The sequence below is a fragment of the Paracoccus amoyensis genome, assembly GCF_014490725.1.
In the GTDB taxonomy this organism is placed as follows: Bacteria; Pseudomonadota; Alphaproteobacteria; order Rhodobacterales; family Rhodobacteraceae; genus Paracoccus; species Paracoccus amoyensis.
This window is the reverse complement of sequence record NZ_JACOQL010000001.1, coordinates 403,644-423,050: the sequence shown is the minus strand read 5'-3', so window position 1 is coordinate 423,050 and position 19,407 is coordinate 403,644. Positions and strand designations below refer to the sequence as shown.

Below are 19,407 nucleotides of genomic sequence, written 5' to 3'. Positions count from 1 at the left end.
AAAAGCGACGGCTCAGATCAGCCCTTCGGCCCGAAAGTCGGCGCGCAGATCGCGTTCTGGTCGCGGCCCGACATGGCCGATCACCTCTGCCGCCGCGATACAGCCCATGCGCCCTGCCTCGGCCAGTCCCGCACCAGTCGCCAGTCCATAAATCAACCCGGCCGCAAACTGATCACCCGCCCCGGTCGCATCAACGGGCACGACCCGATGCACCGGCACGGTCACGCGTTCTCCCGCGCGGATCAGGATGGCATCATCGCCCGACCGCGTGCAGATCACCGTGCCGCAATCGGCGACGGCCAGCCGCAGGGCATCCTCCAGATCATCGACCTGATACAGAGACTGCCATTCATGGACATTGCCGATCACATAATCCATCGGCCCCGCGACCAGCTTGCGGAAATCATCGCGGTGACGGTCCACGCAGAACGGATCGGACAGCGCGATGCCCGCCTGCCCGCCTGCCGCGTGACAGTATTCCGTGGCCCTCAGAAACGCCTCTTTCCCCTTGGGCTTGTCGAACAAATAGCCTTCCAGGAACAACCAGCCCGCGCCATCGAAAACCGCAGGATCAACGTCATCCGGTCCCAGTTCGGCTGACACGCCCAGATAGGTGTTCATCGACCGCTCGCCATCCGGCGTCACAAAGATGATGCTGCGAGAGGTCGGAAGCTCTGCCCCCGCAATCGGCGCGTTGACAAAGGCCGTCCCCGCCGCTTCGGTCTGCCGGGCATAGGCGCGGCCAAGCTCATCATCCGCGACCCGCCCGATAAAGGCCGTCTTCAGCCCCAACATCCCGATGCCCGCCAAGGTATTGGCGACGGATCCGCCCGGCACCAATCGCGATTGCGCGCGGCCTTCGCTGTGATCATCCGCCTGCGCGGCCATCAGAAATTCGGACCGCTCGCGTTCGATCAACTGCATGATCCCTTTCTGGATATGCAGCGCCTCAAGGCGTTCGTTTTCTGTGGGCGAGATGATGTCCATCACCGCATTGCCAATGCCGATCACATAAGGGGTGGTCATTCGGTCTTCTCCTCATAGGGGCAAAGGTCACGGATCACGCATATCCCGCAACGCGGGCGCCGCGCCTGACAGATATAACGGCCATGCAGGATCAGCCAGTGATGGGCGTCCTGCTGGAATCGGACAGGAACGTTGTCTTCAATCGCACGCTCGACCTCATCGACATCGCGACCGGGTGCCACATGGGTGCGATTGCCGACGCGGAAAATATGCGTATCAACGGCCTGCGAAGGATATCGAAAGGCGCTGTTCAGCACGACATTGGCCGTCTTGCGCCCGACCCCCGGCAGCGACATCAGCGCCGCCCGACTGTCAGGCACCTCCGAGCCATAATTATCGACCAGGATCCGCGACAAGGCGATGACATTCTTGGCCTTCTGCCGGAACAAGCCGATGGTCTTGATATGCTCGGTCACGCCCTCAAGACCCAGATCCAGCATCTTCTGCGGCGTATCGGCCACCGCGAACAGCCCCTTGGTGGCCTTGTTTACGCCAACATCGGTTGCCTGCGCAGACAGCGCCACCGCCACGACCAACGTATAGGGATTGCTGAAATTCAGCTCGGTCACGGGGGCGGGATTGGACTCGGCCAGCCGCGAAAATATCGCGACCTGCTGATCAAAGGGCAAAGGTTGAGGTAAACGACGGGTTTGGGCCATGATGGGTCTGCTTTTCGCCCTCGCGGATCGGCAATGCAAGCCCATTGGCGCATCGCCAGAATGTGACGCGATTTCATAGACTCATCCGGGCGACCGACTTTCCTTTCGGCAGGAACTACGTCAGGTTAAGGGCGTTAAGCAAAGGTGCCGGATTCGGCGTCAACTGGAATTGAAGGGCGGCAAAGCGCCCGATGTGAGAATTGGAAAAGGTGATCCCATGAATTTCCGCGTCCCCACAATCCTCGCCGCCTCGGGCCTGATGGCTCTGGGCGCGTGCACCGATCCGTCGATGACCGGCACCGGCGCGACCGGCACCGGCACAGGCATGAGCCGGACCCAGCAGGGTGCGTTGGCCGGTGCCGCACTTGGTGCGCTATATGGCGTTGGCCGTGACAGCGACAGCAACAACGAAGGCAAGGATGCCGCCCGTGGTGCCGTCGTCGGTGCGATTGCCGGTGCTGTTGCAGGCAACATTCTGGACCGTCAGGCCCAGTCGCTGCAATCGTCGCTGTCGAACCCGAATATCAAGGTCGTCAACCACGGCTCTTACCTGCAGGTCATCATGCCGGAAGGCATCCTGTTCGCCACCGACTCGTCTGCGGTGTCGGGCGTCGCGCAACAAGACCTGTATGCCGTCGCGCGCAACCTGAACCAATATCCGAACAGCACGGTCGAAGTCGTCGGCCATACCGACAATACCGGCTCGGCCTCGCATAACCAGCAACTGTCGGTCCGCCGCGCACAATCGGTCGCCAATATCCTGGCAGCCGCCGGCGTGAACTCGGCCCGCCTGGCAGCGACTGGTCGCGGCTTCAGCCAGCCCGTTGCATCGAACGATACCGCTGCAGGCCGCGCACAAAACCGTCGCGTGGAAATCCTGATCCGTCCGACGCGCTGATCGGACGCAGGACGGAAAGGAAAAAGGGGCCGGGTCAAACCGGCCCCTTTGATTTCGAATACATTCCGCGATAATGAGCGGCGAAATACTCTCGGGATCACTCTATGCCATTCCAGAAGATCACGGCCGAAAAGCTGTCGCAGGCCGTCGTGCGTCAGATCGAAACCCTGATCCTGCAGGGCATCCTGCGCCCCGGTGACCGGCTTCCGGCCGAACGCGACCTGGCGGAAACGATGGGCGTCTCGCGCCCGTCATTGCGCGAAGCCCTGGCCGAGATGCAGGAAAGCGGCCTGCTGATCGCGCGTGCCGGATCGGGCGTCTATGTGGCCGATGTGCTTGGATCAGCCTTCTCGCCCGCATTGGTCCGCCTGATTTCGGAACATGACCGCGCCGCTGACGACTATCTTTCCTTCCGCCGAGAGTTGGAGGGGCTGACAGCCCAGCGTGTCGCGGCGGTTGCGGGTGACGACGATCTGGCCGTGATCGACCAAAGCTATCAGCGCATGGCCGCAGCCCATGGCAAGACCGACGCCGAAACCGAAGCCCGGCTGGATGCCGCCTTTCACATGGCCATTGTCGAGGCGGGGCACAACGTGGTTGCCTTGCACATGATGCGATCCATGCATGATCTGTTGCAGGAAGGTGTGCTGTATAACCGGACCCTGATGTTCACGGTGCCGGAAAATCGCGACCGCCTGTTGCAACAGCATAGCGCAATCAACGATGCCCTGCAAAAGCGCGACGGCCCCGAGGCACGACGGCTGGTCGAGGCGCATCTGGACTTCATCGCCGATTGCCTCCGCGCCCAGCGTCTGGCCGACGAACATAATGACCTGGCCCGCAGACGTCTGGACAAACGCAGCTGAGATGGAAAAAGCCCCCGACCTTTTCAGGCCGGGGGCACATTACTGTCCCGTCGTTCTTTGACGATACTGACTGAGTTTGCTCAGTTCAGGCGACGTGCCACATCTGCGATGGCATCGTCGAGGCCAGCAGAACGCTGCCCATCTTTGACTTGCTGTCCCAGCAACTCGGAAGCTGCCGCAACCGCCGTTTGAACGGCACGGTCGCGAACCGCGCGGACCGCATCGTTTTCGGCGCTGGAAATCTGCTCTTCAGCAGCCTTCAGGCGGCGCTGGATCGAGGCCTTCAGATCTTCCTTGGCCTTTGCGGCCTGGCCTTCTGCTTCACGCTTGGCGTTTGCCACGATCTGTTCAGCCTGACCGGCAACCTCACGTTGGCGACGCTCATAGCTGGAATAGATTTCCTGCGCTTCTTCACGCAGACGGCGGGCCTCGTCCAGATCCTTGCGGATCCCCTCGGCGCGTTGATCCAGCAAGGCGCCGATCTTGGCGGGCACCTTGAAGTAGATCAGCACTGCGATAAAGCAGATGAAAGAGATCGTGACGATGAAGTCTGTGTTCTTCAGCGAAAAGAACGGACCCGATGCGGCGGCAGCCGGACCCGCGCCAAGCGCGGCAAGCATCGCAATGGTGCTCAGCTTTTTCATTGCATGGCCCCTTTCATGCGATTGTCCACCGCACGGTCGACGGCAGCGTCATCAACATTGCCACCAAAGGTGCGAACCAGTTCGGCAGTCACGTCGCGGGCAACTTCGCGCGCATTCGTGGCGGCGGATTCGCGGATCTCATTGATGCGCTTTTCCGATTCCGCAGTGCGGGCGGCGATTTCCGCGTCAGCATGGGCGATCGCCTGGTCCAGCTCTTTCTGGATCTCGGCGCGGTTCGCGGCGACGATCTTCTGAGCTTCGGAACGCGCATCGGCCAGCGCCTTGTCATAGGCGGCTTCGGCTTCTTTCGCTTTTTGTTTGAATTCCTCGGCAGCCATCAGGTCGCCGGTCACAGCCCCCTGACGATCCGAAATAACGGCAGCGATACGGGGCAGCGCAACCTTGGCCAGCACCCAGTAAAGCACCAGAAGGCACAGAACCAGCCAGAAGATCTGGTTGGCAAACGTGCTGAGGTCCAACTGCGGCAAGCCCGTCGACTGGGCTGCATGAGCCGCATCGGCGGCATCGCCATGCGCAACCGCAGCAGCGGCAGCGTCTTCAGAATGTTCGACCGCGTGGGTGGCGGCCTCTTGCAACAGGCTGATCATTTCCTACCCCTTGGCCTTTCAGGTCACGAAGGGGCGAAGGCTTACCTTCACCCCGCCGCAAGGATGGCTTGGGATCAGACTGCGAACATCAGCAGAAGCGCGACGAGGAACGAGAAGATCCCCAGTGCTTCGGCGAAAGCCATGCCGATGAACAGCGTAGCGGTCTGGCCGGCTGCTGCCGACGGATTGCGCAGAGCGCCTGCCAGGAAGTTGCCGGCAACGTTGCCCACACCGATGGCTGCGCCGCCCATGCCGATTGCGGTCAGGCCGACGCCGATGTACTGGCCCAGTTCTCCGATATTGCCTTCCATGATGATACTCCTTGCGGTTGGAAGTTTTCGTATTCGGGTTGATTCATGCGCGGCGCAGGTTGCGCCGCCGGGGCTACGGCCCGTCTTAGTGCGACGGGTGCAGCGCATCCTTGAGGTAAACGCAGGTCAGGATGGCGAACACATAGGCCTGAATAAAGGCGACAAGCGCCTCAAAGGCATACATGCCGACGACTGCGAGGATCGAAACCGGAGCGACCGCTGCGATACCAGCGAAAGCCGCGAAAACCTTGATGACAGCGTGACCGGCGATCATGTTGCCGGCAAGTCGGATCGAGTGGCTGACCGGACGCACGAAGTAGCTGATCACCTCGATCACGGCCAGAACCGGGCGGATTGCCAGCGGCGCCGAACGCACCCAGAACAGGTCCAGGAAATGTGCGCCATGCTTGATGAAGCCGATCGCCGTCACGGTAAAGAAGACCGAAAACGCCAGAACGCCAGTCACGGCGATATGCGACGTGACGGTGAACGCCTTGGGCAGCAGGCCCAGGAAGTTGGCGAACAACACGAACATGAACAGCGTCATAATATAAGGGAAGTATTTCAGGCCATCCTTGCCCGAAATATCCTCGACCATTTTGTGCACCATGCCATAGGTCAGTTCGGCCATCGACTGCGAACGGTTCGGAACCATCGACCGGCCCCGCGTGCCCCAGATCAGCAGCGCTGCGGTCGCAACGATGATCAGAAACAGCCACAGCGTGACGTTGGTGGGCGTATACCATTCGACCGGCCCGGTGCCAAACAACCGTTTGACCTCGAACTGGGACAGAACTGAATCGAAATGAAGACCGCCATCGCCTGCTTCCGTCGCCACGTTCAATCCCTCTTATCAGTCTCCGGCGGGTTGCCGGAATTGTTGCCAAGCTCGGCCGCGGTGCGCATCATCGTCTTGATACCGGCCGCAAAGCCAAGAAATATAAACAGGATCATCAGGAACGGCGTCGTGCCGAACATCCAATCCAATCCGTATCCGATCCCGCAGCCCAGCAAGATGCCCGCCACGATTTCGATGACCATGCGCCAGGCCAGATGTGCCTTGTCATAGCCTGCCATTGGCCCGCTGGCCTCTGGCGCTTTGGTTAGCTTGGACAGCCGGTCCTCCAGATCGCGCAACCGGGCGGCGTCTTGCTGCCTGTCGCTGTCGTTCTGGGGCTCCTCGGCCATCTTTCACGCCCCCGTTATCGCTCGACGGGGTATCTAGGGGGGAAACCGGCCCGAGTCAAGCAACCAGAATTAAAGCATAAATATCTGATTTTGCAGTATTATCGAAATATCAAGATTTCGCCATAACGCTTGCAATCCGGCTTTGGCGCCGACATTATTCAACCGCCTGGTTGACCTTTAGCCGCACCCAATCCCAACTTTCATCCCCCTGGACAGATGAACACACCCCCTCCTGACCGGCTTGACCTGATCTTCGCCGCACTGGCCGACCCGACCCGGCGGCGGGTGTTGTCGATGCTGCTGGAAGATGACATGGCAGTCAGCGACGTGGCGCAGCCGTTCGAAATGAGCCTTGCCGCCGTGTCGAAGCATCTTTCGGTGCTTGCGGCGGCCGGTCTGATCCGGCAGGAACGCCGGGGCCGGATCACGTGGTGCATGCTGGACCCCGAAGGGATGCGCACCGCCTCGATCTGGATGCAAGGTTTCGGGCAGTTCGACCCGGTGGACCTGGACGATTTCGAACGCTTTCTGGAAAACCAGATCAGGGAATGGAACGAGGAATGACAGCGCAGCCCGACATTCTGTGTATTGGTGCGATGCTTTGGGATGTCATTGGTCGTGCGCCACGCCGGATGGCGGCGGGGGCCGATGTGCCGGGTCGCATTCGTCATATTCCCGGCGGAGTCGCCCTGAATGTCGCGGTCGCGTTGGCCCGTTGGGGGCTGAAGCCCGCTGTCCTGTCTGCGGTCGGTTGTGACCCGGAAGGCGAAGCACTGGCCCGCGAGGCAGAGCGTCTGGGCGTGATGACCGGATGGCTGGCCCGCGCAACCGACCTGCCAACCGACTGTTATATGGCCGTGGAAGACAGCGAAGGGCTGATTGCCGCCATCGCCGACGCCCACAGCCTTGAGGCAGCGGGCGACAAGATCCTGTTGCCCTTGGATTCCGATCTGGCGGGTTGGCGCGCGCCCGTTGTGCTGGACGGCAATCTGACCGAACAACTTCTGGCCCAGGTCGCCAAGGACCCGCGCCTTGCCCATGCCGATCTGCGCGTCGTTCCCGCCAGCCCCGGCAAGGCCGAACGGTTAGAGCCACTGATCGCCGCGCGTCGTGGCTGTTTCTATCTGAACCGGTTGGAAGCCGAAATCCTTGCCGGTCACGCCTGCCCTGATGCCGCAAGCGCCGCACAGGCCGTGGTGCGTCGGGGCGCCGCCCGCGTGCTGGTGACGGACGGCCCCAATGCCGTGGCCGAAGCGATTGCCAACGGCCCGACCCTGATCTTCACCCCGCCCAAAGTGACCGTGGCCCGTGTTACCGGCGCGGGCGATTGCTTTCTGGCCGCACATCTTGCGGCCGAACTGAACAACCAGCCTCGCGAGGCCGCGCTGAAACAAGCGGTGGAAGCCTCGTCGGCCCATGTCTCTGGAAAGGACGTTCCATGACCGATGCCCCCCTGCACTATTCGCCCGAAGTTACGGATGCCCTGGCATCGGGCACACCGGTCGTCGCGCTGGAAAGCACGATCATTACGCATGGCATGCCCTATCCGCAGAACCTTGAAATGGCGCGAAAGGTCGAAAGCGTCATCCGCGACAACAATGCCGTGCCGGCGACCATCGCCGTGATGGGCGGGGAAATTCATATCGGCCTGACCGACGATACGCTGGAAACTTTGGCACAAACCCCGCCCGATCAGGCGATGAAGCTGTCCCGCGCCGATCTGGCTGTCTGCCTGACCAATGGCCGCACGGGTGCCACCACGGTGGCCGCGACGATGATCTGCGCCCATCTGGCCGGCATCAAGGTTTTCGCGACAGGCGGCATCGGTGGTGTTCATCGCGGTGCGGAACACAGCTTCGACATTTCCGCCGACCTGCAGGAACTGGCGCAAACGCCCGTCACCGTCGTCGCCGCGGGGGCCAAGGCCATTCTGGACCTTCCCAAAACATGGGAGGTTCTGGAAACCCTGGGCGTCCCCGTCATCGCCTATGGTCAGGACGAACTTCCCGCCTTCTGGTCGCGCAACAGCGGCATCGCCGCGCCGTTGCGGATGGACAGCGCGTCCCAGATTGCCGCCGCCGCCGCGATGCGCGCGCGACTGGGCCTGAAGGGCGGTCAACTGGTCGCCAACCCGATCCCGGTCGCAGCCGAAATTACCCGTGACAAGATCATGCCCGTGATCGAACAAGCCCTGGCAGAGGCAGAGCAACAGAAAATTGCCGCCAAGTCGGTGACGCCGTTCCTGTTGCAACGCATTTTTGAATTGACCGACGGACGTTCGCTTGACTCCAACATTGCGCTGGTTCTCAACAATGCCAAGCTGGCAGCCGAAATCGCTGCCGAGATGACGCAGGCCAGATAGGGCGAATCATAGGGCGCCTGTCGGGCGAACACGCTTCCCAAACGTAAACTTCCGTATATTCGTCAGCGGAGCGCCCGGCGGCGATCCGCTGACGTAAATCGCACTTGTCGCAGATCCCTGCCGACAGCTAAACTTCAAGGTTGTATTGAGATCGGTTCCACCTCTCGACCTCAACCCCAGGTGGAGCCAATTAATATTTTGTTACCAGGTATTAAAAGCAAACTCTTCAAGTTATAATCAACTCATCTCGGCAGGGTTCGGGGGACGTTATCTGTCCTGTGTATCGGCGAATTCTGCAGTCTTGTGATTAGTTCGGAGTGTTACCGCTATGAAAAAGTCTCTGTCGGCCTCTTTGGCCGCGTTTGCTGTTGTATTCGCCGCCGTGTCGGCCAATGCATCGACCCTCACATTGACAAACGTGGCTGGAAACTGGTCGTCCTGGACAGGCGGCGTAAGTGTTACCCCGTCAACCCGCGATGAGGTTTCCGAACTCCGGTGGGGGACCCCGCGTTTTGTCGGCAAGCAAAGCGGCTACGACTTTAAACCCGCCGAAGCATCCTCGACCCATCAAGAGGATGAAACCTTTGCCTTGGGGTTGTTCACCCATCACAATTTTCCGATCGACGTCGGCATTACCAGCGCCACGCTGGATGTGACCTTTTCGTTCTATCTTGGCGAGGACACCGACAACATCTACACCCGCACGTCTCAATTCGTGTTCAGCCATATCGAGACCCCCAACATGGTTCGGGTTTGCTCAAACGGCAAACGATCCAGGGTCAATGGTGTGCAGGTCGGTTGTGAAGATCGGGTAACGCCTGTGACCAATCCAAGCAAAAGCGAGGTCTTTACCGTCGTCGAAGGCAATAAAACGCACAAATACATGTTTGATGTGACCGGCTTTGACATCGGCGACGGCTTCTGGACGGTCGAGAATCAAAAGAATACGGCAACCCTGCAAGGCCGCTTTACCTACGAAGAAAACGTCGCCCCAATTCCGCTTCCTGCGGCTGGTTGGATGCTGCTGGCAGGTCTTGGCGGCATCGGAGCTGTTGCGCGCCGTCGCCGCAACAGCTGATCGACCTTCACATTCGCACAATGAGGCCAAGCATCGCTTGGCCCATTTCGTTGGCGATCATCACGGTCCAACACGAACCGGTGATTCGCCTGTCCGCGTCATTAAGTGCATATGAATGGCGGTTTGTTCATCGTAATTTTCATCGAATTGGGCGAACTGTCATCCGCTATCAGACCGTATACACTACCCTTGGTTGTTTTATCCGGCGATCCATAAAATAATAAACCAAATCGTTTGCCTATGGGTTAGCATGAACCTGTCTTTGACGGTGTGCGTTTTCCCAACTTCTGGCATGTTCAATCCTCGCGCGCTGTCTTCGCATCAACATCGGAGGTAAAGATCATGCGAAGAAGTCTAAGAATTCTGTCCGCCGCATCTGCCCTGACATTGATCGCCGCTGCCGCACAGGCCGCGACGCTTAATGTCACCAACGTCAGCGCGGTGTGGAGCAACCCGATTGGCGGCGCGGCCGTCACCACCGGGATGAATGGCGATGTTGCCGAACTTCGGTGGGGGACAGGCGCGAAAAAGAGCGGATATGACTTTGATCCGTTGTCACCATCGGGTCCGCATAGCCAGGACACAGTGTTCAACATTGGAACCTTTACGCACCACAACTTTCCAATTGGTGACGGAACCGGAATCAGCGGCGCCACATTGGATGTCGAATTTACGTTCTACCTAGGCTCGGATTCGAGCACGACGTATACCCGGATGTCGCAATTTGTCTTTGACCATAACGAGACACCCAATTCAGCCAATCCGTGTGCAAACGGGCTGCCAAATGGCGATCCCAGCAATGCCGGCGGGTGCGCCGACCTTGTAACGGCATCGACCAACCCGGCGACCAGCGAAACCTTCACGATTACCGAAGGCGGCATTACCCGCACCTATGTGTTTGATGTGACAGGATTCAACATTGGTGAGGACTTCTGGACCAAGGAAAACATGTCGAACAGTGCGACCCTTCAGGCCCAGTACACCTATGAAGAAAATATCGCTCCGGTTCCGCTGCCTGCAGCCGCATGGCTGCTGATGGCCGGTGTGGGCGGCTTTGCTGCAGTCGGTCGTCGACGCCGCCGCAGTTGAGCTTTCCACTTAACGCGTGATGATCGGGCCGTTGTGTGCCAGCGGCCCGTCTTAAATTTCAGACATCCACGCGATCGATGATCCCGGCCCCGGTAAACAGCGCGGCAAGATCCACCGTATCCTTTTCATTCAGCGCATCGGCATGCTTTTCAATGAACGCATCAGCCGATACCTGACCTGCTGTTTTCATCCGATGCAGCAGGCCGGGACCCGGCAGCACCTTTGATCGCGCAGTCAGATCATTCATCAGGGTGTCGTCCAAAATCATATGGATCAGCGGATTTTTCATCGTCCGGTTATGCAAACGCTCTTCCGCGAACAGCCGCTTTACAAAGTTGATGGACCGCAGTTCGGCCATCAGTGAACTGTTAAAGCTGACTTCATTCACCCGGTCCGAAATTTCGCCGGGTGTTTTGGGCAATCCGTCACGGATCAGCGGATTGATGTTCACGATGACGATATCGCGCGGAAATTCCGGCTTATACAGCGGGAACAAAGCCGGATTCCCGGTAAAGCCGCCATCCCAAAACGATTCAACGCGGTCGGTGTCAGGGTCATAGATCTCGACCGCGCGAAACAGGTTCGGCAGACATGCCGATGCCATCACCGCATCCGGCGTTGCCGCCTGTCCGGTAAAAATGCGAATGCGCCCCGTGCGCACATTGGTCGCGGAGACGAACAGAGACGGGCCGATTTCGTTATTGAAATCCGGATAGGGCAGATCGCGCAAAACCGATTTCAGCGGGTTCACATAAAACGGCCCGTAATCATAAGGACTGAAAATGCGGGTGAAATTGTCCAGCCAGGCTGCAGGCGAAAACATCTCGGTCAGTCGCCCCAAGCTGGGAGGAACCGGCAAAAGCGAATGCATCCATTGCACCACGCGATTGTCGCTGACCTGCCCGACATTGGTCCACAAGGCATCAAGATTTTCACGCGCCGCCTGTCTGCCCCGTGCGGCTTTGTAGCGCGACAGCCCGGCCTTCAGCGCAGCGCCATTCAGCGCCCCGGCCGAAGTCCCGCTGATGGCCGCGATGTTCAGCCAGTTTTCTTGCAACAGCCGGTCCAACACGCCCCATGCAAAGGCACCGTGCGAACCGCCACCTTGCAGCGCAAGATTGATACTTTTTTCTTTCATGACTGTCCCTCTGCTCGAAGCATGACCGCACTTTAAACGGTTACTTGCCGTCGTGCAGATATTCGACTGATATAGGGTCGGAAACTCTGACTTGCTGTAAAAGTTTCGGCCTGATGCGCCTCTGGCCCTGAAGGCGGCGGTTCCGTCGCGTCATCAGCAATAGACCTCGGGTCCGCGCGACATGTTTTCACCGTATCGCGGGCCATGCGCCCAACCCGGCGGCAGGATTGCGTCAATCTCATCCAACTGGGCTTGCGTCAGGGTCAGTTCGGCGCCGCGCAGGTTTTCGCGCATATGTTCGATGCGGCGTGAACCGGGCAATGCGATGATGTGGCGCGCACGGGCCAGCACCCATGCAATCGCGAACGATGCAGGGCTTTCGTCATGATCCTGCGCCATCTGCGCAAAACGCTGCAGCCGGATCAGATTGCGCGGCCAGTTATCGGCATCAAACCGCGGCATTCCCGCACGCAGATCGCCCGCGCCAAACCGGGCCGGATCGGGCATCCGTCGGGCAAAAACGCCACGACCGACAGGCGAAAAGGCCACCAGCGCCGCACCATTGGCCTGACAAGCCTGCATCACGCCCAATTCGGGTTGACGGCTCCACAGTGAATATTCCGACTGGACGGCGGCGACAGGACCAACCGCAACCGCGCGTTCCAACGTGGCGGGGGCAATCTCGGACAAACCGATGGCCCCGATCTTGCCTTCGTCCTTGAAGCGCAGAAGCGTTTGCATGACTTCTTCGATGGGACGTTCGGCTTCGTGGCGGTGCAGATAATACAGGTCGATATGGTCAACGCCCATCCGCGTCAGTGACGCTTCCAACGCGTCACGCATATGCCGGGCCGAGTTATCGAAGGGATGATCAGGGTTGCGGGTTATCCCGCATTTACTGGCCAACACGATCCGGTCACGATGGGTTTTCAGGAACGAGGCCAGCAACTCTTCTGCCTTGCCCATGCCATAGACATTCGAGGTGTCGAAATGGTTCACGCCCATCTCAAGACACTCGGCCATGCAGCGCAGGCTTTCATCACGATCCGCAGGGCCATAGGCGCCAACGAAATTCATCGTGCCAAGCGCCACCGCGCCGACCATCGGGCCACCCTGCCCCAAATGTCGCTGCAACATTGCCGATCCCTTTCAGCCAGTCGCCAGATAGTGCAGCAGCGCGGCAGGGATGGAAACCCGATCCCCGTCGCGTTGGCCAGACAGCCGTCTGACGAAAATCAGGCGTGGATCAATCCTCGCCCCGCGCCTCGGCCCGGCTTTTGCCAGCGACGTCCAGGGCCAGCGTCGCGGCCATGAAGGCATCCAGATCGCCGTCCAGCACACCTTGGGTGTCGCTGGTTTCCTCGCCCGTGCGCAGGTCTTTGACCATCTGATAGGGGTGCAGGACATAGGACCGGATCTGGTTGCCCCAGCCAGCCTCGCCCTTGGCGGCATGCTGTGCGTTGATCTCGGCGTTCCGCTTGTCCAGCTCCATCTGATACAGGCGGGATTTCAGCGCGGCCATGGCATTGGCGCGGTTCTGGTGCTGCGACTTTTCGGAACTGGTCACGACAATCCCGGTCGGCAAGTGGGTGATCCGCACGGCCGAGTCGGTGGTGTTGACGTGCTGACCACCCGCCCCCGAGGAACGATAGGTGTCGATGCGGATTTCGTTATCCGGCACGGTGATTTCGATATTGTCGTCGACCACCGGATAGACCCAAACCGAACTGAAGGACGTATGGCGACGCGCCGCGCTGTCATAGGGGCTGATGCGAACCAGACGATGCACACCGGATTCCGATTTCAGCCAGCCATAGGCGTTGTGCCCGCTGATCTTGTAGGCGGCGCTGCGGATACCGGCTTCGTCGCCTGCTGTCTCGGACAGCAATTCGACGTCATAGCCTTTCTTCTCGGCCCAGCGGACATACATCCGAGCCAGCATGCTGGCCCAGTCGCAGCTTTCAGTGCCGCCCGCGCCCGCGTTGATTTCAAGGAATGTATCGTTCGCGTCAGCCTCGCCGTTCAGCAAGGCTTCCAGTTCCTTTTGCGCGGCCATCTGGGCCAGCGATTTCAGGTTCGCCTCGGCCTCGGCCACCAATTCGGTATCGCCCTCATCCTCGGCCAATTCAACCATCTCGGCATTGGCGGTCAGATCGGTGTCGATGCGGCGATACGTCTCGATTGCGTCCGACAGCGCCTGTCGTTCGCGCATCAGCTTTTGCGCGCGGGCCGGATCGGACCACAGATCGCCCGCCTCGATCATCGCGTTCATCTCTTCCAGACGATGCGGCGCGGTCTGCCAGTCCATCCGCTGACCCAGCAGGGTCAGCGATTTGCGGATGGATTCGATTGTGGACTGCGTCTCGGCGCGCATTGGCTGATCCTCATGCTTTATCAGGCAGGACAGATAGCGTTTGCGGGCGCAAGGAACAAGAGCGGGACCACTTTCACGCTGTCATAACGATACGGGCGTAGATTGCCCCAGTAGGATCAGGCGAATCGTGATGATAGTATTCTTTTAAAAGTAATATTTTGCGCAAAGGCTCTGTGATGATGTCAAAGTCAGACGGAAGCATCAGACAGCGGAAAAAACCCCGCAGCGCGCCATCGTTCAGTGAAGAGTTCGGCAATGCCCTTGAATATGCGTGGGGACCATTGCTTGTTTCAGTTCTGTTCTCGTTAGCCATCGCGACGCTTGATCCTGCACATGAGGCGCTGCTGGGCGTGGTCGAAAACGTCTGGCGAGACGCCGCGGGCATGTTTGCGGGGCTGGCCACGGTGCTGGCCTTCATCTTCCTGCCCCCGACCCTGCATCAGGCCACCCGATACGCCCTGAATACAGAACGTTATTTCAGCGATCACAATACCCAGATCGAGCATCTCCTGCTGACATGGGTGGGGCGCCTGCCCCTGCTGGGCGCAGCAATCGGCTGCCTGGCCATTCTGATGGGCGAAGATCGGGTCAGCGATTTCGCACGGATCGCCCTGATCGCCTTCATGGCTCTTTTGCTGCTGTTCGTGGCAACAGGGATCGGTGTTTTCCTGCCCCGAAACCGTGTCCGAGAGGCGCTGTATCTGACTGCCGGCGACAACATCATGACCAGCACGACCATGTCCAGCACGCGATCGAGCCTCTGGCGGCATCTGGTCACATTCCTTGTGCGCGCCTATCGCGTGGTCGTCGACTTTTGTGGCGACCATCGCCAGGCCGCGACCGTCATTTCCGCCATGGTGCTGGCCTTGATCGGAATATTCCCCTCGATCGCGATCTGGTTTGGGCCGATAGCCGTGACATTGCTGGCGATATCCATTCTGGCTTTCGCGCTGGCCGCACTGACGCGGCTGTCCACCACGCTTTGTTATGGGCAGATCCCGCTGATCTTTGCGATCATCGGCCTGATCATGGCGGCGTCCGGGCGCATGGGCAGCATCCTTTTTCTGACAGGTGCTGCGACCTACTGCTTTGCCGTCTTCTTCTACCCCGGAAAAACGTCCCGACGGGAACGGGTGGCGGCTTCGATCCTGCTGTTGATGGCGGCCACGATCCTGGGCTGGACCAGCGTGAGGGGCAAAGAATGCTTGGCGCTTAGCGGCTGCAACCTGATCGCCGGGCTGAAACCTGCCCACGCGCCACAAGAGATGACGGCAGCCTTTGCTGTCTGGCAAGCTGCCCGCCCGTCAGATGAAAAAGACGGACCGATCCGTCTGATCGCTGCCGAAGGGGGCGGGCTGTTCGCGGCGTATTACACGGCCATGTATCTGGCCAAGCAGACCGATTTGCAGGGACCGGAATTCGCCCGTTCGATCTTTGCGATCAGCGGCGTTTCGGGTGGATCAATTGGCGCCACGACCTTTTGGGCGATACGCAAATCCGGTTGGTGCGACAGCCCAAGGGCCGAACCCGATTGCCACCAGCAAGCGGTGCGACGGATTCTGGGCCGCGATTATCTAAGCCCCGTTCTGGCCCGGATGTTTACCTGGGACGCCGTTGATACGGTCCTGCCGGTATCGTCCCTTGACCCGTCCTGGCGGTTAGAGCGCGGCCAGCAACTTGAAAATGCCCTGGTCCATAATGCGGCATTCCTGTCGCAGGATAGCACCGCTTTGTCCGATACATTGTCCGACAGCTGGTCTGCAGATGCGCAGGTGCCCGCCCTGATGCTGAATGCAACCCATGTGGCCACGGGCGACCGGATCATCCTGTCGCCGTTTTCACATGCCGCAAGCGACGGCCAGCTGTCCCTGCCGATGCGTCTTGATCTTGCGGGGGGACGCGATTTTCCGGTGGTCAGTGCGGCCTTTATTTCGGCGCGGTTTCCAATGGTCACCGCCCCTGCACGGGTGCAGATCGGCCCGTATATCAGACAATATGTCGATGGCGGCTATTTCGACAATTCGGGCATTGAAACGATCCATGATCTGCTGCGTCATTTACCGGCCGAGGCGGTGGCCCGAACCCGCGTGATCGCATTGACAACGGCGCAGCCGGGTGAAGCTTCGGCAAATGACCTCTGCAAACCGTCAACCGGGCGGGAAACGGACGTGGAGGAAGCTGCCCGAGGGCTGTTTGGTGCGCCGCTGGCCTCGCTGTTCGGCGCAAGGCGTTCGCATCAGAAGCTGTCATGGGACCGGGCGCGAAACTATTGGGACAATATCCCTGTCCAACAGGCCGAACACAAAGCCCGCTTCACCCAGCTTCCGTTGGAACTTTACGATCTGAATTACACCGTCAGCTGGTATCTGGATCAGAACAGTTTTTGCGGAATCGAGGATAACCTGAACCGCAAGTTAAGCTGCGATTTTCGCAACGACGCCCAGATCCGACCAAGGTTATCGCGACTAAGTTCCTGCATGACAGCCGCGGAACCGCCGGTGACGGCGTCGCTGCAGTAAAAAGGGGGCAGACCGCCCCCTTTGCCCCCGATCAGACCAGATCGCGTGTCAGTAAAGCCCGCCCGACGACATGGTGCCGAAATCCGTCCGGCTTGGGATCACTTTGCGTTCTCCGGTCGATGTGGTGACAGCCGTGCCGCCACCCGCGCCACCACCCGCGTTCCATGGCAGAACGACCTCTCCGTCACCAAAGCCTGACACGATCAGCGGCGACATCCAGTCGGGATCGGTGCCGTCGCGGAAATATTCTGCGATGACGTTATCGCCGCTGGCATCATCAGACAGGCGCTGCCCGGTAATGCGGTCGATCTTGACCCAGTAACCGCCCGGAGGAACCGCAAAGTCGGTGCCACCGAAACGCGACACAGCCTGACGCATGAATTCGTTGAACACCGGCACGCACAAGGTGCCGCCATAGGCATGCTGGCCCAGCGAACGCGGCTGGTCATAGCCCAGATAGCAACCCGCCACGATGTTTGATGAATAGCCGATGAACCACACGTCTTTCGCGTCATTCGTGGTGCCGGTCTTGCCCGCAATCGGAACGGGCAGGTTCACGCCCTTGCCCGAGCCGCGCTTGACCACACCCTCCATCATCGAGGTCAACTGATAGGCCGTCACCGCATCCATCACCCGTTCGCGGTTATTGTCGATGACCGGGCCCGCGCCCGCAGGCAAGGCCTGCATGCCGCAGGTTTCGCACACGCGCTGGTCGTGGCGATAGATCGTGCGGCCGCGCCGATCCTGCACGCGGTCAACCAGCGTCGGTGCGACCCGCTCGCCGCCATTGGCGAACATGGCATAGGCGGCAACCATGCGAAACAGCGTGGTTTCCTGTGCGCCCAGTGCGTTGGCAAGGAACGGCTTCAGATCATCATAAACGCCGAAGCGTTCGGCGTAATCGGCAACCGTCTCCATCCCGATATCGTCTGCGATCCGAATGGTCATCAGGTTGCGCGACTGTTCAATGCCCGTGCGCAACGGCGAGGGGCCATAATGGCGCCCGCTGGAGTTTTTCGGCTCCCACAAGCCATAGGGCGTGTTGATGCGGATCGGCTCGTCCACGACGATGGTGGCGGGGGTGTAATTGTTGTCCAGTGCCGCGGCATAAACGAACGGCTTGAAGCTTGAGCCGGGCTGACGCATCGCCTGCGTCGCACGGTTGAACACCGAGGATTCATAGCTGAACCCGCCCTGCATCGCCAGAACGCGGCCGGTATTCACGTCCATCGCCATGAAGCCACCCTGAACCTGTGGCACCTGACGCAAGGTCCAGCGGATGAATTTGCCGTCGCCGTCGCTGGTCATCGGACGGACCAGCACGACGTCGCCCACCTCGACCAGATCGCCGGCCACCTGCGCACGGCGGCCAAGTGACCCATCGGCGTTGCGCTTGCGCGCCCATTGCACATCGGCTGCGGGAATCCAGTGGCCGTCGCTGTCCTCTTCGATGCCTTCAATGCCGATGCGCGCATCGGACGCGCCAACCTCCAGCACGACGGCGGGCGACCAGTCGGGAATGTCACGCGGCAATTGCAGTTCCCACAACGCGCCCCGCCAAGCCGCCTCATTCGTCAACTTGTCGGCGGGGATGGTCTGCCCGGTGCCGCGCCAGACGCCAAGGCCACGATCATACTGTTCCAAAGCTTTTTGCAGGGCGTGGGCGGCGGTCGATTGCAGCCCAGGGTCAACAGTCGCACGAATCGTCAGACCGCCACCAAAAAATTCCTCCTGCCCGAACTCTCGGCTGAGCTGGCGGCGAATTTCATCGGTGAAATAATCGCGTGGAGGAAGCTGACCACGGAAAGACGGATAATCGCCGTTCTGCACCGATCTTAGCGGCAGCTTGGCTTCGCTTTCATAGGTGGCTTCGTCGATATAACCGTTCTGCCACATTTCGCGCAGCACATAGTTGCGCCGTTCCGTCACCCGGTCTTTCGCCTCGACCGGATGATAGCGACCGGGGGCCTGTGGCATGGCGGCCAGCATGGCGGCCTCGCTGGGCGACAGCTCGGCAAGCGATTTGTTGAAATAGGTCTGCGCCGCCGCCGCAACGCCATAGCTGTTCTGACCCAGATAAATCTCGTTCAGATACAGTTCCAGAATTTCATCCTTGGTCAGTGACCGTTCCAGGCGCGAGGCCAGAATGATTTCCTTGACCTTGCGTTCGATGCTGCGGTCGCTGGACAGCAGGAAGTTCTTGGTCACCTGCTGCGTGATCGTCGATGCCCCGCGCACGCTGGAGCCGCCCGATGCCGCAGCCTCATAGGCGGCGCTCAGGATACCGCGAATGTCATAGCCCGGATGAGAGTAGAAATTCTTGTCCTCGGCGCTGACAAAGGCTTCCTTGACCAGTTCGGGAATTTCTTCGGTCGGCACGAAGATACGGCGTTCCTCGGCGAATTCGTCGATCAGGCGCCCTTCACCCGAATAGATCCGGCTGATGGTCTTGGGGGCGTATTGGGCCAAAGCTTCGTGACTGGGCAAGTCCCGGGAGTAAACCCAGAAAATACCGCCCACCGTCAGCGCAGCGAAAAACAGCGCGGTGACGACCCACGAGAAAATGGAACCAAAGAACGAAAGGAGACTGCGCAGCAAAAGAGGATCGCCTTTATGTGATGTATCGCCGTCTATAACGATAGCGCAA

At 59.8% G+C, this 19,407-nt stretch carries 19 protein-coding genes; 8 read left to right on the top strand and 11 right to left on the bottom strand.

The window, feature by feature from the left end:
* Positions 1–12: 12 nt before the first annotated feature.
* Both H4P12_RS02200 and nth read right to left on the bottom strand, forming a co-directional pair.
* The gene (locus H4P12_RS02200; protein WP_187791960.1) at positions 13–1,026 is read right to left on the bottom strand and encodes an adenosine kinase; all 1,014 of its coding nucleotides are present in this window, start codon (positions 1,024–1,026) and stop codon (positions 13–15) included.
* Positions 1,023–1,685, bottom strand: coding sequence for an endonuclease III (gene nth / locus H4P12_RS02195; RefSeq protein ID WP_187791959.1), 663 nt, complete (start codon positions 1,683–1,685; stop codon positions 1,023–1,025). The genes H4P12_RS02200 and nth overlap by 4 nt, the downstream gene beginning before the upstream one ends.
* Positions 1,686–1,902: 217 nt before the next feature.
* Here nth and H4P12_RS02190 point away from each other — a divergent pair, with 217 nt between their 5' ends.
* Positions 1,903–2,583, top strand: a complete 681-nt coding sequence (locus tag H4P12_RS02190) for a YiaD family glycine zipper/OmpA-like lipoprotein (protein WP_187791958.1) — start codon at positions 1,903–1,905, stop codon at positions 2,581–2,583.
* A gap of 104 nt (positions 2,584–2,687) precedes the next feature.
* Positions 2,688–3,449, top strand: a complete 762-nt coding sequence (locus H4P12_RS02185; RefSeq protein ID WP_187791957.1) for a FadR/GntR family transcriptional regulator — start codon at positions 2,688–2,690, stop codon at positions 3,447–3,449.
* 80 nt (positions 3,450–3,529) lie between these two features.
* On the opposite strand, the gene H4P12_RS02180 is transcribed toward H4P12_RS02185, so the two are convergent.
* The 5 genes from H4P12_RS02180 to H4P12_RS02160 form a co-directional block, all read right to left on the bottom strand.
* Positions 3,530–4,093 (bottom strand): F0F1 ATP synthase subunit B, encoded by a 564-nt coding sequence (locus tag H4P12_RS02180; RefSeq protein ID WP_187791956.1) that lies wholly within the window; start codon positions 4,091–4,093, stop codon positions 3,530–3,532.
* Positions 4,090–4,701 carry a F0F1 ATP synthase subunit B' gene (locus H4P12_RS02175; protein ID WP_187791955.1) on the bottom strand — a complete coding sequence of 204 codons (612 nt, stop codon included), beginning with the start codon at positions 4,699–4,701 and terminating at the stop codon, positions 4,090–4,092. Before H4P12_RS02175 ends, H4P12_RS02180 begins: the two co-directional genes overlap by 4 nt.
* A gap of 74 nt (positions 4,702–4,775) precedes the next feature.
* Positions 4,776–5,012 (bottom strand): F0F1 ATP synthase subunit C, encoded by a 237-nt coding sequence (locus H4P12_RS02170; protein ID WP_090611015.1) that lies wholly within the window; start codon positions 5,010–5,012, stop codon positions 4,776–4,778.
* 85 nt (positions 5,013–5,097) lie between these two features.
* Positions 5,098–5,850, bottom strand: coding sequence for a F0F1 ATP synthase subunit A (locus tag H4P12_RS02165; protein WP_187791954.1), 753 nt, complete (start codon positions 5,848–5,850; stop codon positions 5,098–5,100).
* Between the two features lie 2 nt (positions 5,851–5,852).
* Positions 5,853–6,200, bottom strand: coding sequence for an AtpZ/AtpI family protein (locus H4P12_RS02160; RefSeq protein WP_187791953.1), 348 nt, complete (start codon positions 6,198–6,200; stop codon positions 5,853–5,855).
* Positions 6,201–6,416: 216 nt separating this feature from the next.
* On the opposite strand from H4P12_RS02160, the gene H4P12_RS02155 reads away from it, so the two are divergent.
* From H4P12_RS02155 to H4P12_RS02135, 5 genes are all read left to right on the top strand, one after another.
* A complete protein-coding gene (locus H4P12_RS02155; protein WP_187791952.1) occupies positions 6,417–6,764 on the top strand; it encodes an ArsR/SmtB family transcription factor in 348 nt (115 codons plus the stop codon).
* A complete protein-coding gene (locus H4P12_RS02150) occupies positions 6,761–7,642 on the top strand; it encodes a PfkB family carbohydrate kinase (RefSeq protein ID WP_187791951.1) in 882 nt (293 codons plus the stop codon). The genes H4P12_RS02155 and H4P12_RS02150 overlap by 4 nt, the downstream gene beginning before the upstream one ends.
* Entirely contained in the window at positions 7,639–8,562 is a 924-nt protein-coding gene (locus H4P12_RS02145) for a pseudouridine-5'-phosphate glycosidase (RefSeq protein ID WP_187791950.1), read from the top strand. Before H4P12_RS02150 ends, H4P12_RS02145 begins: the two co-directional genes overlap by 4 nt.
* A gap of 328 nt (positions 8,563–8,890) precedes the next feature.
* On the top strand, positions 8,891–9,640 hold the full coding sequence (locus tag H4P12_RS02140; RefSeq protein WP_187791949.1) for a THxN family PEP-CTERM protein: 750 nt from the start codon (positions 8,891–8,893) through the stop codon (positions 9,638–9,640).
* A 342-nt stretch (positions 9,641–9,982) separates the two neighbouring features.
* Positions 9,983–10,729, top strand: coding sequence for a THxN family PEP-CTERM protein (locus tag H4P12_RS02135; protein WP_187791948.1), 747 nt, complete (start codon positions 9,983–9,985; stop codon positions 10,727–10,729).
* A gap of 58 nt (positions 10,730–10,787) precedes the next feature.
* Here the strand turns inward: H4P12_RS02135 and H4P12_RS02130 are convergent, their stop codons facing one another.
* The 3 genes from H4P12_RS02130 to prfB form a co-directional block, all read right to left on the bottom strand.
* Positions 10,788–11,867, bottom strand: coding sequence for a patatin-like phospholipase family protein (locus tag H4P12_RS02130; protein ID WP_187791947.1), 1,080 nt, complete (start codon positions 11,865–11,867; stop codon positions 10,788–10,790).
* A 153-nt stretch (positions 11,868–12,020) separates the two neighbouring features.
* Positions 12,021–13,004: an aldo/keto reductase gene (locus H4P12_RS02125; RefSeq protein ID WP_187791946.1), complete on the bottom strand. Its 984-nt coding sequence runs from the start codon at positions 13,002–13,004 to the stop codon at positions 12,021–12,023.
* 109 nt (positions 13,005–13,113) lie between these two features.
* The gene (gene prfB / locus H4P12_RS02120; RefSeq protein ID WP_187791945.1) at positions 13,114–14,241 is read right to left on the bottom strand and encodes a peptide chain release factor 2; all 1,128 of its coding nucleotides are present in this window, start codon (positions 14,239–14,241) and stop codon (positions 13,114–13,116) included.
* 281 nt (positions 14,242–14,522) lie between these two features.
* Here prfB and H4P12_RS02115 point away from each other — a divergent pair, with 281 nt between their 5' ends.
* Positions 14,523–16,760 (top strand): hypothetical protein, encoded by a 2,238-nt coding sequence (locus H4P12_RS02115; protein ID WP_187791944.1) that lies wholly within the window; start codon positions 14,523–14,525, stop codon positions 16,758–16,760.
* Positions 16,761–16,808: 48 nt separating this feature from the next.
* Here H4P12_RS02115 and H4P12_RS02110 read toward each other — a convergent pair whose 3' ends face one another.
* Complete coding sequence (locus H4P12_RS02110; RefSeq protein WP_187791943.1) at positions 16,809–19,358, bottom strand: penicillin-binding protein 1A; 2,550 nt, start codon at positions 19,356–19,358, stop codon at positions 16,809–16,811.
* Between the last annotated feature and the right edge of the window lie 49 nt (positions 19,359–19,407).